The organism is Epibacterium ulvae, assembly GCF_018678075.1.
GTDB classification, from domain to species: domain Bacteria; phylum Pseudomonadota; class Alphaproteobacteria; order Rhodobacterales; family Rhodobacteraceae; genus Epibacterium; species Epibacterium ulvae_A.
Map to the genome: position 1 here is coordinate 156771 of NZ_JAHHIR010000022.1, position 24270 is coordinate 181040.

Annotated in this window: 27 protein-coding genes; 16 read left to right on the plus strand and 11 right to left on the minus strand. The window is 58.3% G+C overall.

All coding sequences use genetic code 11. The features are described from left to right. The first annotated feature begins 23 nt into the window (after nt 1-23). The 3 genes from KMP13_RS05485 (at nt 24) to KMP13_RS05495 (ending at nt 2127) form a co-directional block, all read left to right on the plus strand. Nucleotides 24-590, plus strand: coding sequence for a F0F1 ATP synthase subunit B' (locus KMP13_RS05485; protein WP_215264569.1), 567 nt, complete (start codon nt 24-26; stop codon nt 588-590). 4 nt (nt 591-594) lie between these two features. After that, the gene (locus tag KMP13_RS05490; RefSeq protein ID WP_215264570.1) at nt 595-1158 is read left to right on the plus strand and encodes a F0F1 ATP synthase subunit B; all 564 of its coding nucleotides are present in this window, start codon (nt 595-597) and stop codon (nt 1156-1158) included. 159 nt (nt 1159-1317) lie between these two features. Continuing rightward, a complete protein-coding gene (locus tag KMP13_RS05495; RefSeq protein WP_215264571.1) occupies nt 1318-2127 on the plus strand; it encodes a phosphate ABC transporter ATP-binding protein in 810 nt (269 codons plus the stop codon). Between the two features lie 3 nt (nt 2128-2130). Here KMP13_RS05495 and KMP13_RS05500 read toward each other — a convergent pair whose 3' ends face one another. Continuing rightward, on the minus strand, nt 2131-2901 hold the full coding sequence (locus KMP13_RS05500; protein WP_215264573.1) for a FadR/GntR family transcriptional regulator: 771 nt from the start codon (nt 2899-2901) through the stop codon (nt 2131-2133). Between the two features lie 150 nt (nt 2902-3051). Between KMP13_RS05500 and KMP13_RS05505 the strand changes: the two genes are divergently transcribed. From KMP13_RS05505 to KMP13_RS05520, 4 genes are all read left to right on the plus strand, one after another. Beyond that, nucleotides 3052-4263 carry a PLP-dependent aminotransferase family protein gene (locus KMP13_RS05505; RefSeq protein WP_215264574.1) on the plus strand — a complete coding sequence of 404 codons (1212 nt, stop codon included), beginning with the start codon at nt 3052-3054 and terminating at the stop codon, nt 4261-4263. 252 nt (nt 4264-4515) lie between these two features. Beyond that, nucleotides 4516-7971, plus strand: coding sequence for a chromosome segregation SMC family protein (locus tag KMP13_RS05510; protein WP_215264576.1), 3456 nt, complete (start codon nt 4516-4518; stop codon nt 7969-7971). A 63-nt stretch (nt 7972-8034) separates the two neighbouring features. Continuing rightward, on the plus strand, nt 8035-8517 hold the full coding sequence (locus tag KMP13_RS05515) for a YbjN domain-containing protein (RefSeq protein ID WP_215264578.1): 483 nt from the start codon (nt 8035-8037) through the stop codon (nt 8515-8517). A gap of 58 nt (nt 8518-8575) precedes the next feature. After that, complete coding sequence (locus KMP13_RS05520) at nt 8576-8932, plus strand: hypothetical protein (protein WP_215264580.1); 357 nt, start codon at nt 8576-8578, stop codon at nt 8930-8932. Between the two features lie 7 nt (nt 8933-8939). Here the strand turns inward: KMP13_RS05520 and KMP13_RS05525 are convergent, their stop codons facing one another. From KMP13_RS05525 to KMP13_RS05540, 4 genes are all read right to left on the minus strand, one after another. Next, entirely contained in the window at nt 8940-10109 is a 1170-nt protein-coding gene (locus tag KMP13_RS05525; RefSeq protein WP_215264582.1) for a lytic murein transglycosylase, read from the minus strand. Nucleotides 10110-10145: 36 nt separating this feature from the next. Further along, nucleotides 10146-11057: an adenosylcobinamide-phosphate synthase CbiB gene (gene cbiB / locus KMP13_RS05530; protein WP_215264584.1), complete on the minus strand. Its 912-nt coding sequence runs from the start codon at nt 11055-11057 to the stop codon at nt 10146-10148. Continuing rightward, entirely contained in the window at nt 11054-12007 is a 954-nt protein-coding gene (gene cobD / locus KMP13_RS05535) for a threonine-phosphate decarboxylase CobD (protein ID WP_215264586.1), read from the minus strand. Before cobD ends, cbiB begins: the two co-directional genes overlap by 4 nt. Nucleotides 12008-12098: 91 nt before the next feature. After that, nucleotides 12099-13082 carry a glutathione S-transferase family protein gene (locus KMP13_RS05540; protein WP_215264587.1) on the minus strand — a complete coding sequence of 328 codons (984 nt, stop codon included), beginning with the start codon at nt 13080-13082 and terminating at the stop codon, nt 12099-12101. A 213-nt stretch (nt 13083-13295) separates the two neighbouring features. Between KMP13_RS05540 and KMP13_RS05545 the strand changes: the two genes are divergently transcribed. Next, nucleotides 13296-13652 carry a hypothetical protein gene (locus tag KMP13_RS05545; RefSeq protein ID WP_215264589.1) on the plus strand — a complete coding sequence of 119 codons (357 nt, stop codon included), beginning with the start codon at nt 13296-13298 and terminating at the stop codon, nt 13650-13652. A 41-nt stretch (nt 13653-13693) separates the two neighbouring features. On the opposite strand, the gene KMP13_RS05550 is transcribed toward KMP13_RS05545, so the two are convergent. After that, entirely contained in the window at nt 13694-14866 is a 1173-nt protein-coding gene (locus KMP13_RS05550) for a MalY/PatB family protein (protein WP_215264590.1), read from the minus strand. Nucleotides 14867-14966: 100 nt separating this feature from the next. On the opposite strand from KMP13_RS05550, the gene def (KMP13_RS05555) reads away from it, so the two are divergent. The 5 genes from def (KMP13_RS05555) to KMP13_RS05575 are packed head-to-tail and all read left to right on the plus strand — an operon-like array spanning nt 14967 to nt 17418. Continuing rightward, nucleotides 14967-15494, plus strand: coding sequence for a peptide deformylase (def, locus tag KMP13_RS05555; protein WP_215264591.1), 528 nt, complete (start codon nt 14967-14969; stop codon nt 15492-15494). A 2-nt stretch (nt 15495-15496) separates the two neighbouring features. Then, complete coding sequence (def, locus tag KMP13_RS05560) at nt 15497-16006, plus strand: peptide deformylase (RefSeq protein ID WP_215264592.1); 510 nt, start codon at nt 15497-15499, stop codon at nt 16004-16006. Then, nucleotides 16006-16911: a methionyl-tRNA formyltransferase gene (fmt, locus tag KMP13_RS05565; RefSeq protein ID WP_215264593.1), complete on the plus strand. Its 906-nt coding sequence runs from the start codon at nt 16006-16008 to the stop codon at nt 16909-16911. The genes def (KMP13_RS05560) and fmt overlap by 1 nt, the downstream gene beginning before the upstream one ends. 18 nt (nt 16912-16929) lie before the next feature. After that, the gene (locus tag KMP13_RS05570; RefSeq protein ID WP_215264594.1) at nt 16930-17169 is read left to right on the plus strand and encodes a hypothetical protein; all 240 of its coding nucleotides are present in this window, start codon (nt 16930-16932) and stop codon (nt 17167-17169) included. A gap of 9 nt (nt 17170-17178) precedes the next feature. Further along, nucleotides 17179-17418: a GlsB/YeaQ/YmgE family stress response membrane protein gene (locus KMP13_RS05575; RefSeq protein ID WP_215264596.1), complete on the plus strand. Its 240-nt coding sequence runs from the start codon at nt 17179-17181 to the stop codon at nt 17416-17418. A 1-nt stretch (nt 17419) separates the two neighbouring features. Here KMP13_RS05575 and KMP13_RS05580 read toward each other — a convergent pair whose 3' ends face one another. From KMP13_RS05580 to KMP13_RS05600, 5 genes are all read right to left on the minus strand, one after another. Further along, nucleotides 17420-18043, minus strand: a complete 624-nt coding sequence (locus KMP13_RS05580) for a trimeric intracellular cation channel family protein (RefSeq protein WP_215264598.1) — start codon at nt 18041-18043, stop codon at nt 17420-17422. A gap of 14 nt (nt 18044-18057) precedes the next feature. After that, on the minus strand, nt 18058-18510 hold the full coding sequence (rnhA, locus tag KMP13_RS05585) for a ribonuclease HI (RefSeq protein ID WP_215264600.1): 453 nt from the start codon (nt 18508-18510) through the stop codon (nt 18058-18060). A 31-nt stretch (nt 18511-18541) separates the two neighbouring features. After that, a complete protein-coding gene (locus KMP13_RS05590; RefSeq protein WP_215264602.1) occupies nt 18542-19156 on the minus strand; it encodes a LysE family translocator in 615 nt (204 codons plus the stop codon). A 121-nt stretch (nt 19157-19277) separates the two neighbouring features. Beyond that, the gene (gene ispH / locus KMP13_RS05595; protein WP_215264603.1) at nt 19278-20228 is read right to left on the minus strand and encodes a 4-hydroxy-3-methylbut-2-enyl diphosphate reductase; all 951 of its coding nucleotides are present in this window, start codon (nt 20226-20228) and stop codon (nt 19278-19280) included. Nucleotides 20229-20350: 122 nt separating this feature from the next. Next, the gene (locus tag KMP13_RS05600) at nt 20351-20926 is read right to left on the minus strand and encodes an NYN domain-containing protein (RefSeq protein ID WP_215264604.1); all 576 of its coding nucleotides are present in this window, start codon (nt 20924-20926) and stop codon (nt 20351-20353) included. Nucleotides 20927-21064: 138 nt separating this feature from the next. On the opposite strand from KMP13_RS05600, the gene folK reads away from it, so the two are divergent. From folK to KMP13_RS05615, 3 genes are all read left to right on the plus strand, one after another. Then, nucleotides 21065-21634 carry a 2-amino-4-hydroxy-6-hydroxymethyldihydropteridine diphosphokinase gene (gene folK, locus KMP13_RS05605; protein WP_215264605.1) on the plus strand — a complete coding sequence of 190 codons (570 nt, stop codon included), beginning with the start codon at nt 21065-21067 and terminating at the stop codon, nt 21632-21634. Nucleotides 21635-21723: 89 nt separating this feature from the next. Then, entirely contained in the window at nt 21724-22077 is a 354-nt protein-coding gene (gene rpoZ / locus KMP13_RS05610; RefSeq protein ID WP_215264607.1) for a DNA-directed RNA polymerase subunit omega, read from the plus strand. 37 nt (nt 22078-22114) lie between these two features. Next, nucleotides 22115-24247, plus strand: coding sequence for a RelA/SpoT family protein (locus tag KMP13_RS05615; protein WP_215264609.1), 2133 nt, complete (start codon nt 22115-22117; stop codon nt 24245-24247). The last annotated feature ends 23 nt before the right edge of the window (nt 24248-24270 follow it).

Here is a 24270-nt window from a genome sequence, read left to right on the forward strand (position 1 = left end):
GGCAAGTTCCTTAGGAGGACGACATGGCATCAAACTCGCATGACGCAGGTCACGGTGCTGCAGACGCAGCCCACCACGCAGCAGATGCTGCGCATGGTTCGGGCGGTATGCCGCAACTGGACTTCTCGACCTATGGAAACCAGATCTTCTGGCTCCTGGTCACTCTTGTCGTGATCTACTTCATCCTGTCGCGCATTGCGCTGCCCCGTATCGCTGCGGTGCTGGCGGAGCGTCAGGGAACCATTACGAATGACTTGGCTGCGGCCGAGGATCTGAAAGCCAAGGCTGTTGCGGCGGAAGACGCCTACAATAAAGCACTGGCCGAAGCGCGTGGCGAAGCGCAGCGTATTGCTGCTGACGCACGTGCCGCCATTCAGGCGGACCTGGACGAAGCCATCGCAAAGGCAGACGCCGATATCGCAGCAAAAGCTGCGGAAGCAGAAAAAGCCCTCGCCGAGATCAAAGCAGGCGCTTTGGAAGCTGTACAAGTTGTTGCAGCCGACACCGCAGCCGAGCTGGTTTCTGCCCTTGGTGGCAAGGCGGACGCAAAAGTAATCGCAGCTTCGGTTGCTGACCGGATGAAAGGATAGGGACATGCGCACAGTTATCGCTCTTGCCCTGACCCTGGGTGCTGCTAGCCCGGCTTTGGCCGCATCTGGTGGCAAATTTCTGGCAATGGACAACACAGACTTTGTTGTTCTGCTGGCGTTCCTGCTGTTTGTTGGCATTCTGCTTTATGTCAAAGTGCCTGGCCTTTTGGGCAAGCAACTTGACGATCGTGCCGAAGGTATCCGCAAGGAGCTGGACGAAGCACGTGCTCTGCGTGAAGAAGCACAGACCATTCTGGCCTCTTACGAGCGCAAGCAAAAGGAAGTCAGCGAACAAGCTGATCGGATCGTTGCAAGCGCCCGCGAAGAAGCCACTGCGGCGGCTGAACAAGCCAAAGCGGATCTGAAAGTCTCGATCGAACGTCGCCTTGCTGCGGCCCAAGATCAGATTGCTTCTGCAGAAGCGTCCGCGATCAAGGAAGTGCGCGACCAGGCAATCGACGTTGCCGTAAACGTTGCGGATGACGTGATCTCTAAACAGCTGTCTGCCGCTGAGGCAAACAAGCTGATTGATGCGGCCATCGCTGACGTCGATAGCAAGCTGCACTAAACCAGCTTCACATAAGTAATTGATGAAACCCGGCCTTTGCGCCGGGTTTTTCTTTTTTGCTGTTTTGTGAATTTTTTGTGAAACCTGTGGTTGTTAACCGGAGGATAGCGGCTGATCTGTTAAGAAGTGGATCGACATCAACCAAGCGGTTTGGCCGAAATGCTGGATTCACTCTCCATTCGCGATCACATGAAAACCGAGACCACGCAGGCGGGTCCGGTTATTTCGGTGCGCGGGTTGGGGCTGACGTTTGGCCGCACGGATGTTTTGCAAGATGTCAGCTTCGACCTCGTTCAGGGAGAGGTGACGTGCCTGTTGGGTGCATTTGGCAGCGGTAAATCGATGTTGTTGCGTTGCCTGAACCGCACGGCCGAAGAGCTGCCAAGGGCCAAGCAGACTGGGACTGTGTTCCTGCGGGATCGCGACGTGATGGATCCGACGTGGGATCTGCCGCTGATCCGACGCACGGTTGCGTTGATCCCTGAGGTCCATAATCCGTTTCCCATGTCCACCTGGGACAACCTCGCCTATGTGCTGCGCCTACATCGATTGGCCAAGGCTAAAGCCGATCAGGAACCCCTGATCGAAGCCGCGCTGCGGCGTGTAGGGATCTGGGACGACGTGAAGGACCGATTGCACCACGCCCCAGTCCACCGGATGGAGCCGATGATGCAGCGGTTGATCTGCATTGCCCGCGCGCTGATGTTGGAGCCACAGATCTTGCTGCTGGATGAACCGTCTTCAGGCACCGATTGTATCGATCTGCATCGCCTTGATGCGCTATTGGCGGATCTTAAACGGGATATGTCTGTGGTCCTCAGCACGCCATCGTTGAAGGTCGCCGCGAATGTCTCGGACCGTGCGGCGCATTTGGATGGTGGAAGGGTGTTGGAGCTGGATGCGACCGAGTTGGTTTTGACCAATGCGCAAAACCCGACCACCAAAGCATTTGTCGAGGCACATTGCTGAGCTTCAACGCTGTTCGGTCTCTTTCTCGAGCTTCTGGCGCGCAATTTCCGCATTGCGTTGCGCACGCTGGTGTTCGCGCAGGCAGATCTCGACAAAGTCCAGATGGGCCTCGACGGCATAGCGTGCTCCGTCTCCATCGCGAGCCTGAATGGCGACGTTTATCGCTTTGTGTTGATCCAGCAAGGCCTCGCGCGTGGTATTGCCCTGGAACATGATACGGCGGTTGTAGAACACGCCTTGGTGCAGCAATTCGAGCATCGACCGCATCACATGCAGCATCACCACGTTGTGGCTGGCGTCCATGATGGCCGAATGAAACTGCGCGTCCAGCTTTGCCGCTTCTTCCGACGACGCAGGATCGCCGGCGGCTTCCATCCGGTCATAGATGGTTTGAATGATGCGCAGGTCTTCGTCCGATCCCAATCGCGCTGCGCGTTCGGCTGCGTGCCCTTCGATATCACGGCGAAACGACAGGTAATCAAACACCGCCTCGTCATGGCGGGCAAACAGATCCACCAAAGCGGGGGAAAACGCAGACCCCAGCACATCGGCGACATAGACGCCGGACCCTGCCTTGGCGCTCAACAATCCGCGGTCCTGCAATTCCGACAAAGCATCCCGCAGCGAGGGGCGGGACACGCCCAACCGGTCCGCAAGGTCACGCTCTGACGGCAACCGGTCACCGGGCACCAACACGCCGCGCAGGATCAAGAGCTCGATTTGGCGAACAACAGCAACAGAAAGCTTGGCAGCAGTGACTTTTTGGAAGGGCATGGACGTCCCGTGATTTGTTCTATGTGGTCAAATCATTTGACCACATAGGGTGCGCAGCCTCAAGCAGATGGATTGAATATGGTAGGTCAGTAATGTTGACTTAATGGCGCGAATCCCATAGGCATGCCGTAGCAAAGCGAAAGGTTTCACATGGATTTCCGACATAATTTTTCTTCTCGCAGTGAAAAAATGAAAGCTTCGGAAATTCGCGAGCTTTTGAAACTGCTCAATCGCCCCGGAGTCATTTCTTTTGCGGGTGGTATTCCCGACCCTGCCTTGTTTCCCAACGACGCCTTGGCCACCGCGGGCGAGGGCGCATTGTCCGGGCCTGCCGCCGCGATGGCTCTGCAGTATTCCGTCAGCGAAGGCTATCTGCCGCTGCGCGAGTGGATTGTGGGGCATATGGCGCGCTTGGGCGTGACCTGCGACGTGGAGAACGTGCTGATCACCTCTGGATCGCAGCAGGCGTTGGATTACATCGGCAAACTGTTCCTGTCGCCGGGCGACACTGCGTTGGTGCAATGGCCGACATACCTCGGTGCACTGGGGGCGTTTAATGCCTATGAGCCGCGTTTTGATCGGCTGCACCCACAGGACAATCGCAGCGTAAAAGACATCATAGCCGCGGCCCAAGCCGAGGGAAGTCAGGTGAAGTTTGCCTATGTCACGCCCGAGTTTGCCAATCCAACCGGTGTGACCCTGACGCGTGAAGAGCGGTTGAACATTCTGCATCGCGCGGCAGATCTGGGTGCAATGGTCATTGAAGACGCCGCCTATCAGGGTTTGCGGTATGATGGTGACAGCATTCCACCAATCTTGGCGCTGGAACAAGAACAACAGGAGGATATGGACAAATGTCGGACCCTCTATTGCGGCACGTTCTCCAAAACCCTGTCGCCGGGTCTGCGGGTTGGCTGGGTGGTTGGCGCGCGGTCGGTGGTTGACCAGATGGTGCTGATCAAACAAGCCTCGGACCTGCATTCTTCCACGTTAAACCAGATGATGGTCACTGAGGTGGTCACCCAGGATTTTGACGCCCACATTGAACGGTTGGTGGCCAGCTATGGTGCGCGCCGGGATGAGATGTTGAAGGCGCTGGATCAGGAGATGCCCGAGGGTGTGGAGTGGAGCCATCCCGAAGGCGGCATGTTCATCTGGCTCACCCTGCCCGAACAGTTGGACGGTGCCGAGGTGTTGAAATGGGCTCTTGATCACTTGAACGTGGCCTTTGTGCCGGGGCAGGCGTTCTTTGCCGATGGCAGCGGGTCCAACACGATCCGGCTCAGTTTTTCCTGTGCATCTGCCGAGCAGACGCAGGTGGGGATCAAACGTCTGGGCCAGGCAATCCGCCATTTCCTGTAGGGTTCCGTTCAACCGGCGGTTTTCTGACCTTGGCGTGCGACTGTCATTGCAGCGCTGATCAATCCGCGCTAGATGGCAGCGCTCAGCCTTTGGAAATGAGGTTGAGATCAAAATGCACGCGTAATCGCGTGAGTTATCCACAAGATATAGGGTCGCGAACCCGATTTCAGCCTTTATATGGGGTGCTGCCACGTTGACAGCCCAGCCTCAATTCGCTGAAATCACCAGTGAGTGTTGGCGAGAGAGGTCACTTTGCGCTTTTCCAAGCTTCGGTTGAACGGTTTCAAAAGCTTTGTTGATCCAACGGATCTGATCATTTCGGATGGTCTCACGGGGGTTGTCGGGCCAAATGGCTGCGGCAAGTCCAATCTGTTGGAAGCCCTGCGGTGGGTGATGGGGGAAACCCGGCCCAAGGCGATGCGCGGTGCGGGCATGGAAGATGTGATCTTTGCCGGGGCCAGCGCACGACCCGCCCGGAATTTTGCCGAAGTCAGCCTGTTGATCGACAACAGCGAACGCTTGGCGCCGTCCGGGTTCAACGATGCCGATCAATTGGACATCGTGCGCCGGATCACCCGCGATGTTGGCAGCGCGTTTAAATCCAATGGCAAAGACACCCGCGCGCGCGATGTGCAGATGTTGTTTGCCGATGCCTCTACCGGTGCACATTCGCCGTCTTTGGTGCGTCAGGGGCAGATTTCTGAGCTGATCAACGCCAAACCCAAGGCGCGCCGACGTATTCTGGAAGAGGCTGCCGGTATCTCAGGCCTCTATCAGCGCCGCCACGAAGCTGAGTTGAAGCTGAAGAGCACCGAACAGAACCTGTTGCGGGTGGATGATGTGATTGAACAGCTGGCCGGTCAGCTGGGGCAATTGGCCCGCCAGGCCCGCCAGGCGCAACGTTATCGCAGTATTGGTGAGACGCTGCGCCACGCCGAAGGAGCCTTGTTGTATCGTCGTTGGCGCGAGGCTGATGAGGCCCGCCTGACGTCCGAGGAAACGCTGCGTATTCGTGTGACCCAAGCCGCAAAAGGCGAGGCATTGGCGCGCGCTGCGGCGGAAAAACGCGTTCAGGCCGACGGCAAACTGCCGCCCTTGCGCGAAGAAGAAGCCATCGCAACCGCGATTTTGCAGCGGTTTGTGGTGCAGCGCGATGCTCTGTCCGACCAGGACGCCCAGGCCCGCCAGACGATTGAGACGCTGAACAACCGTATTCGCCAGTTGGGCGCGGATATCGATCGCGAAAGCGGGTTGAACCGTGACGCGGGTGAGACGATCGAGCGTTTGGAATGGGAGCAGCGCGAGCTGGAGAAGGCCGGTGATGGTCAGGATGACCGCCTGTCCGAGGCCGCCGAGCTGACCCGCAATGCAACCACCGTCTTGCAGCGCCGCGAAGACCATCTGGCGCAAGTCACCGAAGATGTTGCGCGTCTGGCAGCGCGTCACCAATCAGCGCGCCGTCTGGTCGAAGATTGCAAACGCGCCGCCGAACGCGCCACCAGCGAAGGTGCGACCGCACGTGGTGCCATGGATGCTGCGCGTGCGCATTTGCAGCAGGCACACGACCTGCGTGACGCTGCCATTGACGCGGAAGAAGAAGCGCGCGCTGCAGCGGAAGATGCCGAAGAGGCCTTGGCCGCCGCTGACGAGCTGCGCACCGAGACACAAGCCCGCGAATCTGAGGCCCGGTCCCAGAAATCTGAGGCGGATGGCGAATTGGGGGCCTTGCGCTCGGAAGCGGTGGCGCTGGCCAAATTGGTGGAACGCGACACCGCAGAGGGCGGGCAGGTTCTGGATGATCTGCGTGTGGCTCCGGGATATGAAAAAGCGCTGGGGGCGGCCTTGGCGGATGATCTGCGCGCGCCCTTGGCGGATGTGGATGGCCCTTCTGGTTGGCTGGCCTTGCCTGGCTATGACCGCGAGGCGGATTTGCCCGAGGGGGTGAAACCCTTGGCATTGTTTGTGTCCGGGCCCGATGCGCTGTCCCGCCGGATGACCCAGATTGGGGTTGTTGATGCGGATTTGGCCGCGCAATTGCAGGCGCGTTTGCGTCCCGGACAACGTCTGGTCACCGTCGAAGGTGATCTGTGGCGTTGGGATGGCTATCGCGCCTGGGCCGAAGATGCGCCAAGTGCGGCTGCGCTGCGCCTGGAGCAGATGAACCGGTTGGAAGCGTTGAAGCAAGACGTGGAACATGCCGAGGCGCGCGCTGCGGGTCTATCAGCCGCGCATGAGACATTGATGCGCAAATTGACCGAGGTGACCGCAGCGGATCAGGCGGCCCGACAAGCCCGTCGTGTGTCGGATCAGCGTGTCGCAGATGCCGCCCGCGCGCTGAGCAAGGCCGAGGCCGAGTGCAACCTGTCAGATGCCAAGCTGGAGACGCTGACCGTTGCGCTGGCCCGTCATACCGAAGATGCGGAAGCCGCCACCGAACGGCTGGCCGAGGCGCAGGACGCGGTTGAAGACCTTGGCGATCTGGAAGCCGCGCGTGTCGCGGTTGAAGATATCAAACACAGCGTCGAGGCCGCGCGGATCACGATGATCAGCCACCGCTCTGCCCATGATGAGCTGCGCCGCGATGGCGAAGCGCGGGTGCGGCGCAAGCAGGAAGTTATCAAAGAGCTGTCGGGCTGGAAACACCGTCTGGAAACCGCCGAACGCCGGATTTCGGAACTGGTGCAACGCCGCGACGCCAGCCAGGACGAGCTGGAAGAGGCGATGGCGAAACCCGCCGAAATCGAAGAGACCCGCGATGAGCTGAATGCCTCGATCGAGGATGCCGAGGCGCGTAAATCAGCCGCCACCGAGACTTTGATCACCGCCGAAGCGTCCCTGCGCGAAGCCTCGCAGCATGAGAAAGAGGCCGAACGCCTTGCCTCGGACGCGCGGGAAGAACGGGCCCGTGCCGAAGCGTTGACAGACAGCGCGCGCGAGGCGGTTCAAGCCGCAGCAGGACGTATCATCGAAGAGCAGCAGGTGACACCCCAGGCGTTGTTGGAGCGTCTGGGCGTCAGTCTGGAAGAGATCGAAGACGTTGATGTGCTGGAAACCCAAGTTGGCCAGTTGAAACGACAGCGGGACTCGCTCGGAGCGGTGAACCTGCGCGCCGAGGAAGACGCCCGCGAGATCCAGGAAGAACACGACCATCTGGTGTCGGAAAAACGCGATCTGGAAGAGGCGGTGAAAACCCTGCGTGCGGGGATTTCCAGCCTCAACCGGGAAGGGCGTGAACGTTTGTTGACGGCCTTTGAACAGGTCAACAGCAGCTTTACATCGCTGTTTCAGCATCTGTTTGGCGGTGGTGAGGCCAATCTGGTGATGGTCGAAAGCGATGATCCGCTGGACGCCGGTTTGGAAATCATGTGCCAGCCACCGGGCAAAAAACTGTCGACCCTGTCGTTGCTGTCGGGCGGTGAGCAAACGCTAACCGCGCTGGCGCTGATCTTTGCGGTGTTCTTGTCGAATCCAGCGCCGATCTGTGTCCTGGATGAGGTCGATGCGCCGCTGGATGACGCCAATGTCACCCGATTTTGCGATCTGTTGGATGAGATGTGCCGCCAGACCGACACGCGGTTCTTGATCATCACTCACCATGCAGTGACCATGGCGCGGATGGACCGCCTGTTCGGGGTCACCATGCAGGAAAAAGGTGTCAGCCAGCTGGTGTCAGTGGATCTGAAAAAAGCCGAGGCGATGGTCGCCTAAATATTGTCACTTTAGGCTCCTAAGGCGTTAAGCTGTATTTGGGGCTAAATGGGAGGCTATTTCATGAATTTCATTGCTAAAACTTTGGGGGCGATCTGCCTGAGCACCGGACTGATTGCCGGAGCCGTCAGCGCACAAGAGAGCAATATCACAGCGTTGACGCCGGGCAGCCTGTCGACGTTTCTGGACGGCGAAGAGATCGCATATGAACAGTCAGTGGACGACGTTGGCGATCCCAAATTTGACGTCGACTATTACGGTATTGAATTTTCGGTGTTTTATTATGGATGCCGGGACAACGTTGACTGCGACTCAATCCAGTTCTTTTCAGGCTATGATGTGAACGGTGGCATTCGCTTGTCCAAAATCAACAGCTGGAACAAAGACAACCGCAACGCGCGGGCCTATATCTCTGACAATGGATCGGTATGGGTGGAACAAGACGTGTTCTTGGGGCAGCACGGCCTGCACCCGGATGACTTTGCCAAGGCAATTGGCGTTTGGACCGGCGTTCAGAAAGAGTTCGAAACCTACATCGGATGGTGAGCCGGCGCGTCACATCAACGTGACGCCTGTTTCAAAGCTTTGTGCTTAAGGTGGCCTTATGAAACATCTTTTGCTCCTGCTTTGTGTTGCGCTTCCGGTTTCCGCGTCTGCCGCCGATTGGTCGCTGCGCGCCACGGATCGCCCGTTTTCAGCCGAGGAATTGGCGGATCTCCCCGGGCGGTCCTTGGTCTTTTTTGATGATGGGGAGACGATCTATGGGGCGGATGGTGCCTATTCCTATACCTATTCCACTGCGAACGGCGGTGGGACGGCGTGGGGAACCTATCAGATCGCAGAGGACGGCAGCATCTGTGTGGAGTTTGCCAGCGGCGCGATGCGCTGTGACGTTCTGGTCCACAGCGGTGAACGGGTGATTTTGATCACCGAAAAAGGCGAGCGGTTCCCGATCCGCTGACCTTTGCCTAAAGGCGGTTCAATAATGCGGGCGTTGGCCATGCATCGGCCGGCAGACCAAGACGGCGTTGTTCAGCCTGCACGGCGGACCGGGTTTTGGCGCCCAGAATGCCGTCGACCTTACCCACGTCATAGCCCCGTGCCTGCAGGCGATTTTGCAGGTCTTTCATCTGCGCTCCGGAAAGCCCGGTGTCAGGACTGCGCGGATCATAAACCGGTGCGCCGTTCAGGCGGGTGGCAAAATAAGCGGCCGTCAGAACATAGGTAAAGCTTTGGTTCCATTCGAAATAGACGTCGAAATTGGGGTAGGCGAGGAACGCTGGCCCCTTGTGCCCCTGCGGCAGAATGAGGGCCGCGTTCATGTCGTCAAACGGCAGATCTCCGGACCGTGCCATTACGCCCAATTCGCGCCATTGCGTGAGCGTGCGTTTTTTTGCAATGCCCGTCTGTGACAGGTCCAGATCGCTGGGAATGGTCACTTCCTGAAGCCAGGGTTGATCAGGCTGCCAGCCCAGTTCTGACAGCATTTTACCTGCAGACATCAGCGCATCGGGGGCCGAGTTCTTCAGATCCACGTGCCCGTCACCATCCGCATCCACACCGTTTTCGATGATGTCACGCGGTAGCATTTGCACCATGCCAATTTCCCCGGCCCAGGCACCGGTTGTTCTGTTGGGGTCAAAATCCCCATGGGCAAACAGTTCAAGCGCGGCAAAAACCTGCGGGCGGAACAGCTCTGGCCGACGGCAATCATGTGCCAGCGTCACCAGCGCGTTGCGGGTGTTGAAATCGCCTTGGAACGCGCCGTAGTCGGTCTCAAAAGCCCAAAACGCCAGCAGGACATTGCGATCAATGCCATATGTGGTCTCAACCCGGCGGAAGATACTGTCGAATTTCTCGGACATGGCTTTGCCACGGTCCAGCCGGTTTTGCGAAATCAGGCGGCGCGAAAACTCGATAAAGGGTTTTTGGAATACCCCTTGCGCGCGGTCGGCGTTGAGGACTTTTGGATCCTGGCGCACCCCGTGAAAGAACGCGTTTACGTCCTTCTGTTCGAACCCGGCGCTGATCGCCTCGTTCTTGAGGCTGAGAACAAAGTTGGAGAATCCACCGCCACATTGGGCCGCCACAGTCAGCGGGGCCAGGGTGAGAGCGAGGGTCAGTGGCAATACGCGCATAACAGCAGTCCAAGTTAGGTCTTGGCCCACTTTCTGCTAGAAGAGCTGGGCCAAAGCAACTGTAACCAGCAGGAATATCCCCCAAACTTGCCACAAGACGGTTATTGTTCGTGAGATATCGGGCGCGTTGAGGTCTTTGCGTCCTTTGGGGTGAACCCATGCAAATTCCTGCAGCTTTCCGTCGTAGGAGCGTGGCCCTGCCAAGGCGCAGCCCACCACACGCGCCATCGCTGCCTCGGGCCAGCCCGCATTGGGGGAGCGGTGACGACCGGCGTCCTGCGCGATTTCGGGGAGGGTGTTCAGGCACCAACCGGTCAGAGCAATGAGGGCAGCGGTCAAACGGGCAGGGATCAGGTTCAACAGATCGTCCAGCCGGGCCGCCGCCCAGCCAAATTCCAGATACCGGTCATTGCGATAGCCGATCATACTGTCGGCCGTATTGACCATCTTGTAGATCAAAATGCCCGGAACGCCGGCGACCAGAAACCAGAAGGCAGGGGCGATCACCCCGTCCGAGAAGTTCTCGGCGCCGCTTTCGATGGCAGAGCGCGCGACTTGGCTTTCGGTCATCTGCTTGGTGTCGCGGCTGACAATCATCGCCACGGCGTCGCGCCCGGATTGCAGATCGGTTTGCAGCCCCGTAGCCACGGCCCGCACGTGATCGACCAGCGAGCGTTGCGCCAACAAGATTGCGGCCACCAGAACCGAAGGGACAGGCCCGAGCAGGCTGATGCCAATACCAAGGGCCGCACCAACCGCAACAAGGGTGAGAGTGGCCGCTGCGCCTTTGCCCCGTTTGTGGGAACCCTGGTTCAACCGATTGTCGAGCAAACCCACCAATCGTCCCATCAGAACCGCAGGATGGGGCAGGCGGGACCACAGCCATTTGGGCTCACCCAGAGCCGCATCCAGCAGCAATGCCGGGATCAGCAGCAAGGCGGTGATCACAGCGCGGCCTCAAGCCGGTCCCATCCATCGCTGGGTGGTAATCCCAGACGCAGATAGGTGTCCGAATAGGGGAAAATACGGCTCCAGATGTGGTGTTCCGCCAGCCGGTTCTGCCATGCGGCCGCATTGTCGACCTCATACAGGCGGAATAGGTCGGTGCCACCAACCAGTATTGCGTCCTTTGCCTGGACCATCGCATCCATCCGGGTGCTGTCTGTTTTGAGCCGGTCGCGGGTTTGGTCGGCCCATGCGGGATCCGACAGTGCCCGCGCGCCGATGCGCAGAGCGGGGCCTGACACGGCCCAAGGGCCTTGGACATCTGACAGGCGGCGGATCAAGGCGGGGTCACCAATCGCAAAGCCAAGACGCAGGCCGGCAAGGCCCCAGAACTTGCCAAAGCTTTTGAGGATAATGGTACCCGAGCGCGCGGCTTCGGCCATCAATGACTGATCCGGGCAGACATCGCAGAAGCTTTCATCAATGACCGTCAGCGGTGCGGTGATCTCTTCCCGGTGCCACATCCGGCCATCCGGATTGTTGGGGTGCACCATGACTTGGGCGTCGGCGCCGGCAGTGTCAGACACCTGCCAGCCGTGATTGCGAAACCCGGCGGCGTGTTCGTTGTAGGTCGGTGTGGTGATCTGAACCCGCCCTGCCGATGCCAACGACGGAATGGCCGCGATCAACGCCGATGCGCCGGGGGCTGGAAGCACCATTGCCCCGTCCGGGACGTTCCAGAACTGCCGCGCCGCGGCAACCAAGGTGTCGAGCTCAGCCAGATCGGGAAGTGCGGCCCAATCCGTCGGTGACAACTCCCCCACCGGGTAGGGCTGCGGGTTGATCCCGGTGGACAGGTCAATCCAATCCGCCCGCTGGCCGCCAAAACGGGCCACCGCCGCAGAGAGGTTTCCGCCATGATCACGTGGTGCGTCTTGATCCTTGCCAGCCATGTCGACCCTTGTGCTTTGCCACCGTGTTTAGCGTTGGCGGTATGCCGGAGCTGATAGGCTTACACAAGAAACTTCGCGCGGGTGTGGCATTTCACGCCATCTCATCGCGCCCGTGCGGCAGGTCCCAGTCGAGCACCGGGTTGATCGGCAAAATGCGATTCGGGTTAATGGTGTCGTGGCTGTAGTGGTAATGGCGCACGATATGGTCGAAATTCACGGTCTGCGCGACGCCGGGCCATTGGAACAGCTCCCGCGTATAGGCCCAGAGGTTGGGATAGTCGATCAACCGCTTTTTGTTGCATTTGAAATGCAGGTGATAGACCGGATCAAAGCGCACCAATGTGGTGAAGAGACGCCAATCGGCCTCGGTGATGCGATTGCCCATCAGGTAGCGGTGGTTTGACAGCAGATCTTCCAACCAATCGAGCGTCTCAAACAGTGGCGTGACCGCGGCGTCATAGGCAGCTTGGGTGGTGGCAAAACCGCTTTTGTAGACACCGTTGTTGACCGTGTCGTAGATCCGCGCGTTCACCGCCTCGATCGGTTCGCGCATGTCTTCGGGCCAGAAGTCCAGCGTATTGCCGGTGATGTCATCAAAAGCTGCGTTGAACATGCGAATGATTTCAGAGCTTTCGTTGGACACGATGGTGTTCTGCGCCTTGTCCCACAGGATCGGCACGGTCACACGCCCGCTGTAGTTCGGGTCCGCTGCAGTATATATTTGATGCGCAAAATCCTTGCCCAGCAAAGTGTCGCCGGTGGCACCATGGTCGTCCTGTGCAAATGTCCACCCTGTGTCGAGCATATCGGGATGCACTGCAGAAACCGTAATATGTGGCGCAAGATCTTTCAGCTCGCGACAGACCAACGTGCGGTGGGCCCAAGGGCAGGCGTATGAGACATAAAGATGGTAGCGACCGCTTTCTGCTTTGAACCCGGCTTTGCCCGACGGGCCTGCTCTGCCATCTGCTGTGATCCAGTTGCGAAACTGGGCCGCAGAGCGTTTGAATGCCCCGCCGGTGGATTTGGTATCATACCAAGTGTCGTGCCAGACGCCGTCTACCAAAAGTCCCATGTGCCGTTCCTGTGCCGCTGTGCAATTGTCGGACTTACATCTAGGTGACACAAAGTTGCGCGAAAATGCTATTATGCGCGCAGCCCCTCTGTATTCCTGCACAGGAAAAGGCTTCGGTGGGGACGTGCCGCAAGATTCGGTTTATTCATCAAATTTTATCGAATAACCAAGAAGCTGAACGACACCGTTACGAAAACCAGAAGGTTTACTGGAATGACCACCTATGTTCCCAAATCCGTTCAAGAGGCCATGGACGCCGCCCGTCTTGATGGGTTTCGCAAGAAAAGCCGTCTGCGGGTTCAGGTCAAAGATCAGTATTACCCCGTGCTCCGCCTATGGGATGACGGGTTTTCTGTTGAAACAGAGACTGTTCCGCAGCTGCGCGGGTTGGTGGATCTGTTTGATGGGGCGCGCCAGTTGTCGCAGTGCCTGATTGTCGCCTCCGAAGAGGAAGCAGGCGAGGTTCGTTATGAGTTCAAGCGGTCCACCGCTGCGGCTGACCGGGCACCGTTGGATTTTTACCAGGCGCCGGATGCGCCGGTTGGGTTGATCGAATCACAAAGCGATTGATGACACGATCGGCCCCACCACTGGGCGGGGCCGACATTCGATCACTGAAGATCGCCAAAGGCGGCTTTTAGTCGGGCGCAGGCTTCTTCGACGCGACTGCGTGGGGTTGCTAGGTTGAACCTCAAGAAATTTTCTCCGCCGGTGCCGAAGCTGGTGCCGTAATTGGCAGCGATCTTGGCCCCTTGTTCGACACGTTCGGTGAACTCTGCGCGCTCCATCCCGGTGTCGGTGAAATCGACCCAGGCGAGATAGGTGGACTGCAAATTCATCGAGGACAGGCCAGGGATTTCGGCCATTGCTGCGTCAAACACCTGCCGGTTGCCATCCAGATAGGCGAGCTGCGCATCGGCCCAGGCCGCGCCTTCGGGAGAATAGGCGGTGGTGGTGGCGTATTGGCCCAAAGAATTCGATGCCAGCGATAGGGCCAGCATACGTGCTTTGAACCGTGCCCGCAGATCGGGATCGGGGATGATGACCTGACCGGTGTGCAGACCGGCGATATTGAACGTCTTGGACGGGGCCGACAGCACCATCAAGCGGTCGATCACGTCCGGTGTCGCAACTGGCATTGGAATGTGCCTGTGACCGTCAAACACCAGATCCTGATGGATCTCATCCGATAGCAGCATCAGATTGTGCCGTTTGGCAAAATCCGCCACACCGCGCAGCTCTTCCTGGGTCCAGACCCGACCGCCGGGATTGTGGGGCGAACACAGGATGAGCATTGATTCTTTGCCGGTCATTTGCGCGTCATAGGCGTCAAAATCCAGCGTGTAGAGACCATCGGAATTGACCATCTCGCATTCCACCACCTCGCGGCCCGCATTGCGGATCACCTTGGCAAAGGCGTGGTAGACCGGGGCAAATACAACCACACCGTCGCCGGGCTGGGTAAATGTATCCAGACACATGCCGACGCCGTTGACCAAACCTGTGGTGGTAAAGATGCTGTCGGTGTCCAGATCCCATCCGTGGCGGGTTTTCATCCACCATTGGATCGCGTCGCGGTAAGGGGCTTCGGCGTCAATATAGCCGAGAATCCCCTCGTTCACCGCCTCATGCAGACGATCTGCAATGACGTCGGCAATTTTGAAATCACTATCGGCAACCCACATGGACAGGCCATCTTCTTTGGGTACGCCGTAAATCGTCTCCATCTCGTCCCATTTGACGCTAAATGTGCCGTGACGGTCTACCAGCTCATCAAAATTCATGTGCTGCTCCTAAAAAATTATGTTTTGCGACGCTATCGCCTTTGATCACAGGTGCAAGGGGCGTTGCGAGCCTTGGTACAATCGCATAAATGGCTTGGGTATGAAGCGCCCAATTTTGATCCATCCTGATCCCCGCCTGAAAAAGGTCTGCGCCCCGGTTGCCGATATCTCGGACGAGCTGCGCAAGCTGGCCGATGATATGTTAGAAACCATGTATGACGCGCCGGGCGTTGGTCTGGCCGCGCCCCAGATCGGCGTGCTGGATCGGCTGATCGTTCTGGACTGCGTCAAAGAAGAGGGCGAGGCTCCGCGCCCGCTGCAGATGTTCAACCCGCGTGTGATCGCGGCGTCGGACGAAGAGAACGTCTATGAGGAAGGGTGCTTGTCCATTCCTGACCAATACGCCGATGTGACCCGCCCCAAAGTGGTGGATGTCGAATGGCTGGACCGCGACGGTAATCTGCAGACGGATACGTTTGATGGGCTATGGGCAACCTGTGTCCAGCATGAGATCGACCATCTCGAAGGCAAGCTGTTCATAGATTATCTGAAACCGATAAAAAGGCAGATGATCACCCGCAAAATGCAGAAATTCAAAAAAGAGCGTGCGCGCCAGAAGGACGGTTGATCATGGCTGTGAAACCCTGCCTGCCCTGGCCTGACAAACGCCTGCGCACACCTGCCGTTGACGTAAGCGAGATCACCGATGAGGTGCGCACCGTCTGGAACGACCTGATCGACACGATGGAAGCCATGCCCGGTGTTGGCATGGGCGCGAACCAGATCGGTGTGCTGCTGCGCCTCGCCGTGGTGGATGGTTCCACCGAACGGGGCAAGGCGGTTCGGCTGGCCAATCCCGAGATCCTGCATAAATCGGTCGAGCTGCGCGAACACGATGAGGCCAGCCCGAACCTGCCTGGCGTCTCGGCCAAGATCAAACGCCCCCGCGCCGTCACCGTGAAATTCATGGATGAAACGGGTGCCTGGGTCGAAAAGGACTTTGTTGGCATCGAAGCCACCAGCGTGCAGCACCAGATCGATCATCTGAACGGCAAGATGTATTTTGACCACCTGTCCAAAATGAAACGCGACATGCTGATCAAGAAAGCCAAGAAACACAGCACTGGTGGGGTGAACTGATGCGGGTCGTCTTTATGGGCACGCCGGAGTTTTCGGTTCCGGTTCTGGATGCGCTGGTGGCGGCTGGTCACGATATTGCCGCCGTCTATTGCCAGCCCCCTCGGCCTGCTGGCCGCGGCAAGAAAGACCGCCCGACACCCGTTCACGCCCGCGCCGCGGCTTTGGGGCTGGAGGTGCGCCACCCGGTGTCCCTGAAAGGTGAGGCCGAGCAGACAGAATTCGCAGCGCTCAAGGCAGATGTTGCAGTGGTCGTGGCCTATGGGCTGATCCTGCCGCAGGCGGTTTTGGACGCGCCCACACAGGGCTGCCTCAATATTCACGCAAGCCTGTTGCCGCGCTGGCGGGGGGCCGCGCCCATTCACCGCGCCATCATGGCAGGCGACGCCGAGACCGGCATTTGCATCATGCAGATGGAAGCCGGGCTGGACACCGGGCCGGTTTTGCTGCGCCAAAGCACTGTGATTGGCGACGATGAAACCACCGCAGGCTTGCATGATCGCCTGTCTGACATGGGCGCTGGGCTGATTGTTACGGCACTGGATGGGCTATCCGATCTCACGCCTGAGCCGCAGCCGCAGGACGGCGTCACCTACGCGCATAAGATCGACAAATCCGAGGCGCAGATCGACTGGACATCGCCCGCCGCAGAGGTGGATCGCAAAATTCGTGGCCTGTCACCTTTTCCTGGTGCCTGGTGCGAGGTTGAGGGGCAGCGGGTGAAGCTGTTGGCCTCAAAGCTTGCCACAAACACGGGTCCTTCGGGACAAGTCTTGGATGACGCGCTGACTGTTGCGTGTGGCGAAGGGGCGGTTGAACTTATCCGCTTGCAACGCGCAGGCAAAGGCGCGCAGGATCGTGACGTGTTCTTGCGTGGCTTTCCGATCGCCAAGGGCACGCAGCTTTAATCCGCGAGAGGGGTCCACATGTTTCTGGCTTTGTTTGGCACCGTCGTGATTGCGGGGATCATTGGTTATGCGTCGGAACGCACCGGCTGGACCAGCAACGGTGTGATCCCGTCGATCATCATCTGCGTTGGTGGAGCCTTTCTGTTTTACTTTGTGCGGATCATGTTTGGCATCGGGTTTTCCGCGCCGGGCTGGAATGCAATTGCGTCCGCCATTGGGGCCTTGATCATTGTGCCAACCCATTGGCGCAGCAGGTAGGAGAGTGTGATGTCCATCGTATTCCTGATCATCATTGGTGCCGCTGCCGGGTTTCTGGCCACGCGCTTCATGAAGATTGAGGCCGATTTGATCACTACCGTTGTTGTCGGCATGGCCGGCGCGCTGGTGGGCGGCTTCCTGTTGCGCGGTATCCTAAGCGTGCTGGGCCTTTTGTCCGGGCTGGTGGGCGCGGTTCTGGGCGCTATGGCGCTGATCTGGCTGTGGCAGACCTACGGCCCCAAAAAGTGATCTAACTGCGCGGCGGGCGGCTTTTGTAGACGGGTAGGTGCCAGCCAAAGGCGATGGAACCGGCCCGCAGCACCCATGTTACGCCCGCGCAGATCAGCAATCCGCGGGTCAGATCGCTGCCCATGTTCAATGCAACCAATGTCGACATCGCACCGGCCATGGCGCAGGACATGTACAACTCACCCTGTCGCAGGACCAAGGGCACCTCGTTACAGACAACATCGCGCATCAACCCGCCAAGCGATCCCGTGGCCATCCCCATCAAGACCACAATGACCGCGTGTTGGCCGGTTTCAACGGCGGCGGCAACCCCGGCGGGAACCGCAACGGCCAGCGCAAAACTGTCGAGCCATACCAGCCATTTCATCCGACTTTCCACAAGATGCGCGGTAAAGAAAATCACAACGGCCGCGCCGACGGCCCAAAGTATAAAGCCGGGATTTTCGATCCAGAACACCGGGTGGCGGTCCAACAGCAGGTCGCGAACCGTGCCACCGCCGACGGCGGTCAGACAGGCGACAAAGGCAAAACCCACAATGTCCAACTGCGCCCGACTGGCCACCAGCGCACCGGTGAGGGCAAAAACCACAACCGATGCAGGGTCCAGAATGGTGAGCGGGGTCATTGCGATCCTTTGAACTATTTCTTGAACGGCGCCATGCCTGCACGGGCCAATTCATCGGCGCGTTCGTTTTCGGGATGGCCGGCGTGGCCTTTGACCCATTCCCAGGTGACTGTATGGCGCGCTTGGGCAGCGTCAAGGCGTTGCCACAGTTCGACGTTTTTCACCGGCTTCTTGGCAGATGTTTTCCAGCCGTTCTTCTTCCAGCCAAAAATCCAGCCAGTGACGCCGTTTTTTACATAAGCGCTGTCGGTGACCACGGTGATTGTCGACGGGCGCGCTAGACTTTCCAGCGCGCTGATGGCGGCCATCAGCTCCATCTGGTTGTTGGTGGTGAGCGCTTCGCCGCCTTGCAGCTCGCGTTCCTTGATAACGGTCTCCCCGTCCATGGCGCGCAACAACGCACCCCATCCACCTGGCCCGGGATTTCCCGAGCATGCTCCGTCGGTATATGCGTATAGATCTGCCATAAAGGCGGAGTGCCAGTGAGGGCGATCCAGGTCAAGCCCGTTCCAAGGCAAGCCGTCCCGCAAGCAGGGCAAAGATCCCGGCGATGCTGCGGTTGAGCCAGCGCATCGCGCGGTCGTTGGCCAGAAACAGGTCGCGGGCCTGGGCGGCAAAGATCCCGTAGAGCACAAAAATCACAAATGTTAAGACCATGAAGGTGGCGCCCAGCATGAGCATCTCAACCGTGGCGGTGCCTGGGCTGCCGGACAGGAACGGCGGCAGAAGTGCGAGGAAGAAGAGGGAGAGTTTTGGGTTCAACACATTGATCAGCGCGGCGCGCCGTCCGATTTCCCACCCGCTGCTGGCGTTGCGTTCGGCGCGCGGTGCCAGTGGTCCGCCCTCTTTCACCGCCAGAACCGCGAGGTAGAGAAGATAGGCAACGCCGAGCCATTTTATCACGGAAAACAACAGCGCCGAACTGTGCAGAACAGCGGCCAGACCAAAAATTGCAACAAAGAGATGGGGGAGGATGCCGATTGTGCAGCCAAACGCCGCCCAGATCGCGGCACGCGCCCCTTGTCCGAGGCCAATGGCCAGCGTGTAAATCACCCCGGTGCCAGGGGCGAGTACCACGACCAATGCGGTCAAAAGAAACTGTGTTGAAACCATGATCCAAACCCTTAAGCCCGCGCGTGATATCCACCCCATAACATGGGCGCTGCAGGTCTGTTTGTCATCAGGCTAAGGCTAGGTCAGGGCGGGCGAGATCTGGCCAGGCTAGGGCAGGGGCTTAGGCGGTTTGGCGCAGCACTCGGGGGACTTTGAATTCGACCCGCTCAATGGCGGTTTCAACCTGTTCCACGGTCACGTCATATCGGGCGCGGAAGGCGTCGATAACCTCGTTCACCAATAATTCCGGAGCTGATGCGCCCGCGGTGATAGCGACAGAACGGATCCCGTCCAATGCGCGCCAGTCGATATTGTCGGCCCGTTGCACCAATTGCGCGTAGTTGCAGCCGTTCTTGGCGCCTACTTCGACCAACCGGCGTGAGTTTGATGAGTTTGGCGCGCCAACGACCAGCAGCGCGTCTGCCTTGGGCGCGACCGCCTTGACGGCTTCCTGGCGGTTGGTGGTGGCGTAGCAAATGTCTTCTTTGTGGGGGCCGATGATCGCCGGGAAGCGGCGTTGTAAGGCCGCTACGATGTCTTTGGTGTCATCGACCGAAAGGGTGGTCTGGGTCACAAAGGCGAGGCTGTCCGGGTTGCGCACATCAACGGTTGCAACGTCATCCACGGTTTCCACCAACAAGACCTCACCATCGGGCAATTGTCCCATTGTGCCCACCGTTTCAGGATGGCCTTTGTGGCCGATCATAATGATTTGCAGACCGTTTTCCGCGTGGCGCTCGGCCTCGATGTGCACTTTTGACACCAAGGGGCAGGTCGCATCCACATAGACCATCTTGCGTGTTTCAGCTGCTGCGGGGACGGATTTGGGCACGCCGTGGGCGGAAAAGATCACCGGGCGGTCATTGGGGCATTCGTCCAGCTCTTCGACAAAAACCGCGCCTTTGTCGCGCAAGCCATCGACCACAAATTTGTTGTGCACGATCTCATGGCGCACATAGACCGGAGCGCCCCATTTCTCGAGCGCCATTTCAACGATCTTGATCGCGCGGTCCACACCGGCGCAAAAACCGCGTGGTGCTGCAAGATAAAGGGTCAGGGCTGGCTTGGTCATGGACGTCTCCTTACTGGGCCAGAGGTAAGGGTTTCCCCATGCGGCGTCCAGTCCAGGCGGATGACAAAAGAAAAGGGGGCACATGCCCCCTGCTTCCATTAGCTTTCGAAGTCTTCGACGACTTACTGACCGGTTGCGACCGACAGCGGCGCTTCTTCGCCCGGCATTTCACGTGGTGGGCGGCCAATGACGTCCTTCAGCTCCTCAAGCTCGATGAAATTATCGGCCTGACGACGCAATTCGTCGGAAATCATCGGAGGCTGGCTGCGAATGGTTGATACAACCGAGACGCGGACCCCTTGACGTTGGAGGCTGGCAATAAGCGGGCGAAAATCCCCATCGCCCGAAAACAGCACAATATGATCAACGCGCGGAGCCAATTCCATTGCGTCAACCGTTAGCTCGATGTCCATATTGCCTTTGACTTTCCGACGCCCCATGCTGTCGGTGTATTCTTTGGCAGGTTTGGTCACCATGGTGAAACCGTTGTAATGCAACCAGTCTACAAGAGGACGAATAGGCGAATATTCATCGTTCTCCAGCAGGGCAGTATAATAAAACGCCCGCAAGAGTTTTCCGCGGCGCATAAATTCTTGCCGAAGAAGCTTGTAGTCGATATCGAAACCCAGCGCTTTTGCGGCGGCGTACAAATTCGAACCGTCTATGAACAGCGCAAGCCGTTCGTCCTTGTAAAACATTAACTTGTCCTTCCGGTATAGCCCGCACGCCGTTTGTTATATGAGTGAGTGGAAATCGACTTTGCGGGACGGGTACGTATAAATTAGATTTTTTACGCGCTGCCGCAAGTGTATCATCTTTGTGAAGTAGGGTCAAAAATGACAAAAGTAGCACCCAAAGCACTCATCGCGCTTGGTGGTAATCTACCCTTTGGAGAATTGGCTCCGGAAGAGACACTTTTCCGTGCAATTGATGCCTTGGATCGCGCGGGTTTAAAACCACTATCGACGTCGCGATTCTTCACAACTCCGTGTTTTCCAAAAGGGGCGGGCCCGGATTACGTAAATGCAGCGCTGGTCACGGAAACCGAGCTTTCACCGCAAGATGTTTTGGCGATCCTGCATGAGGTCGAAGCCGCGTTTTCTCGTACCCGAGATCAGCGGTGGGGCATGCGTACCTTGGATTTGGATCTATTGGCGTTGGATGATCAGATCCTGCCAGACATGACCGTATATACGCGTTGGCTAAATTTACCGCAAAAAGAGCAAGTCGCCACCGCGCCTGAACAATTGATCCTACCGCATCCGCGCATTCAGGACCGTGGCTTTGTCTTGATTCCTTTATGTGATGTCGCGCCCGACTGGATGCATCCGGCGCTGAACTTAACGGTTCGACAGATGGCAGATCGCCTCTCTCCTGAAGAAATCCGCGAGATTGTCCCGATTTAACAGGCGATCGCACGCTTCGGCGCTTGTCAAGGGACTTCATAGGGATTACATGGTTCAACTCTGGATCCATTTGCATTGGAGAGTCGCCTATGGCCCGCGTGACGGTTGAAGACTGCGTCGATAAAGTTCCCAACCGCTTTGAGCTGGTGATGCTTGCTGCCCATCGGGCGCGCGAGATTTCCGCCGGTGCCGCACTGACTGTGGACCGTGATAACGACAAGAACCCGGTCGTTTCGCTGCGGGAAATTGCAGAAGAAACGCAAAGCACCGATTCTCTGCGTGAACGGATGATCGAAAGCAACCAGACTCAGATCGAAGTCGATGAGCCGGAAGAAGATTCCATGGCGCTGCTGATGGGGTCGGACACCGACAAGCCCGAAGCGGATGACATGTCCGAAGAAAAACTGCTGCGCGCATTGATGGAGGCCCAGGGTCAGGGCTGATCCGGGCGCCACGCCAAACGAAGATTGCGGACCACCTATGATTTCTGCCGAACGTCTGATCGAGCTGGTCCGCACCTACAACCCCAAGACAAACGCCGACAAGATCGCTGCGGCGTTTGAATTTGGCAAGCAGATGCATGACGGGCAATTCCGTCACTCTGGCGAGCCCTATTTTACCCACCCCGTTGCCGTTGCCGCCATCCTGACCGAACAGCGTCTGGATGATGCCACGATCATTACGGCCATCCTTCACGACACAATCGAAGATACCAAAGCCTCTTATGAGGAAGTGTCCGATTTGTTCGGCGAAGAGGTGGCCAAGCTGGTGGATGGCGTCACCAAGCTGACGAACCTTCAGCTGTCCAGCCGCGAGACCAAACAGGCCGAAAACTTCCGCAAGCTGTTCATGGCGATGTCCAAGGATCTGCGGGTAATCCTGGTGAAACTGGCCGACCGTTTGCACAATATGCGCACGATCAAGGCGATGCGCCCTGAGAAACAGGCACAGAAAGCCCGCGAAACCATGGACATCTATGCGCCGTTAGCCGGCCGTATGGGCATGCAGTGGATGCGCGAAGAGCTCGAGGATCTGGCGTTCCGGGTTCTGAACCCCGAAGGGCGCCAGTCGATCATCCGCCGCTTTATCACCCTGCAGCGGGAAACTGGCGATGTGATCCACCGGATCACTGGCGATATGCGCACCGAGCTGGACAAGGCCGAAATCGAGGCCGAAGTCTTTGGTCGCGCCAAGAAACCCTATTCCATCTGGCGCAAGATGCAGGCCAAGGACCAAGGGTTCTCGCGCCTCTCTGACATCTATGGCTTCCGGGTCATCACGAAATCCGAAGAAGACGCCTATCGCGCACTTGGGGCCATCCATCAACGGTGGCGTGCGGTGCCGGGACGGTTCAAGGACTACATCAGCCAGCCGAAATCGAACGGCTATCGCTCGATCCATACCACCGTGTCGGGCCGGGATGGCAAACGCGTTGAGGTGCAGATCCGAACCCGCCAGATGCATGATGTGGCCGAGTCTGGTGTGGCCGCGCATTGGTCCTATCGCGATGGGGTCCGGGCCGAGAACCCGTTTGCGGTCGATCCCGCGAAATGGATTGCATCGCTCACCGAACAGTTTGACGCCGAGGAGGACCACGACGAGTTCCTCGAAGCCGTAAAGCTGGAGATGTATTCCGACCAGGTGTTCTGTTTCACCCCCAAAGGTGACGTTATCAAATTGCCCAAAGGGGCGACGCCGATCGATTTCGCCTATGCGATCCACACGCGGATTGGTCACGCCTGTGTAGGGGCCAAGGTCGACGCGATCAGGGTGCCTTTGTGGACGCGGCTGCGCAACGGTCAGTCGGTTGAGGTGATCACCGCCGAAGGCCAGACCCCGCAGGTCAGCTGGTTGGAGATTGCGACAACCGGCAAGGCACGGACCGCTATTCGCCGGTCGCTGCGCGAAGCTGATCGCGAACGGTTTGTGAAGCTTGGCCATGAATTGGCGCGCTCTGCTTTTGAACACGTGCAAAAGAAAGCCACCGACAAGGCGCTGGAAACCGCCGCGCGCGCCCTGCGGGTCAGTGGCCCGGATGAGCTGTTGGCGCAGCTTGGATCGGCGGAAATCACCACACATGATGTTGTGCAGGCCGTCTATCCGGAGCTGTCCACCAACGACGGTGATGAGATCTCGCCGCGCCGTGCCGTCATTGGTCTGGAACCGGGCCAAAGCTTTGAACGTGCGCCGTGCTGTCAGCCGCTGCCGGGTGAGCGTATTATCGGCATCACCTACCGCGGGCGCGGCGTTGTGGTCCATTCCGCCGATTGTGATACATTGAGTGAGTTTGAGGACCAGCCCGAACGCTGGGTCGATGTGAACTGGCACAGCGGCACGCACCCGGCGGCTTATGCGACCACTTTGGAACTCACTATTGGTAACGATGCAGGCGTTTTGGGTCGGATCTGCACATTGATAGGTGAAAAGAAGGCCAATATTTCCGATCTCGAATTCATTGATCGGAAACCTGACTTTTACAAGCTTATGGTCAATGTAGAATTCCGGGATGTAGAACAGCTGCATTCCGTCATGTTGACTTTGGAAGCTGAAAGCGACGTCGCTGCCGTCGCCCGGTATCGGGCGACACCCGAGAAACCGGGTTGGAAGGGATAACGCTCTACGCGGGAACTGGGAAG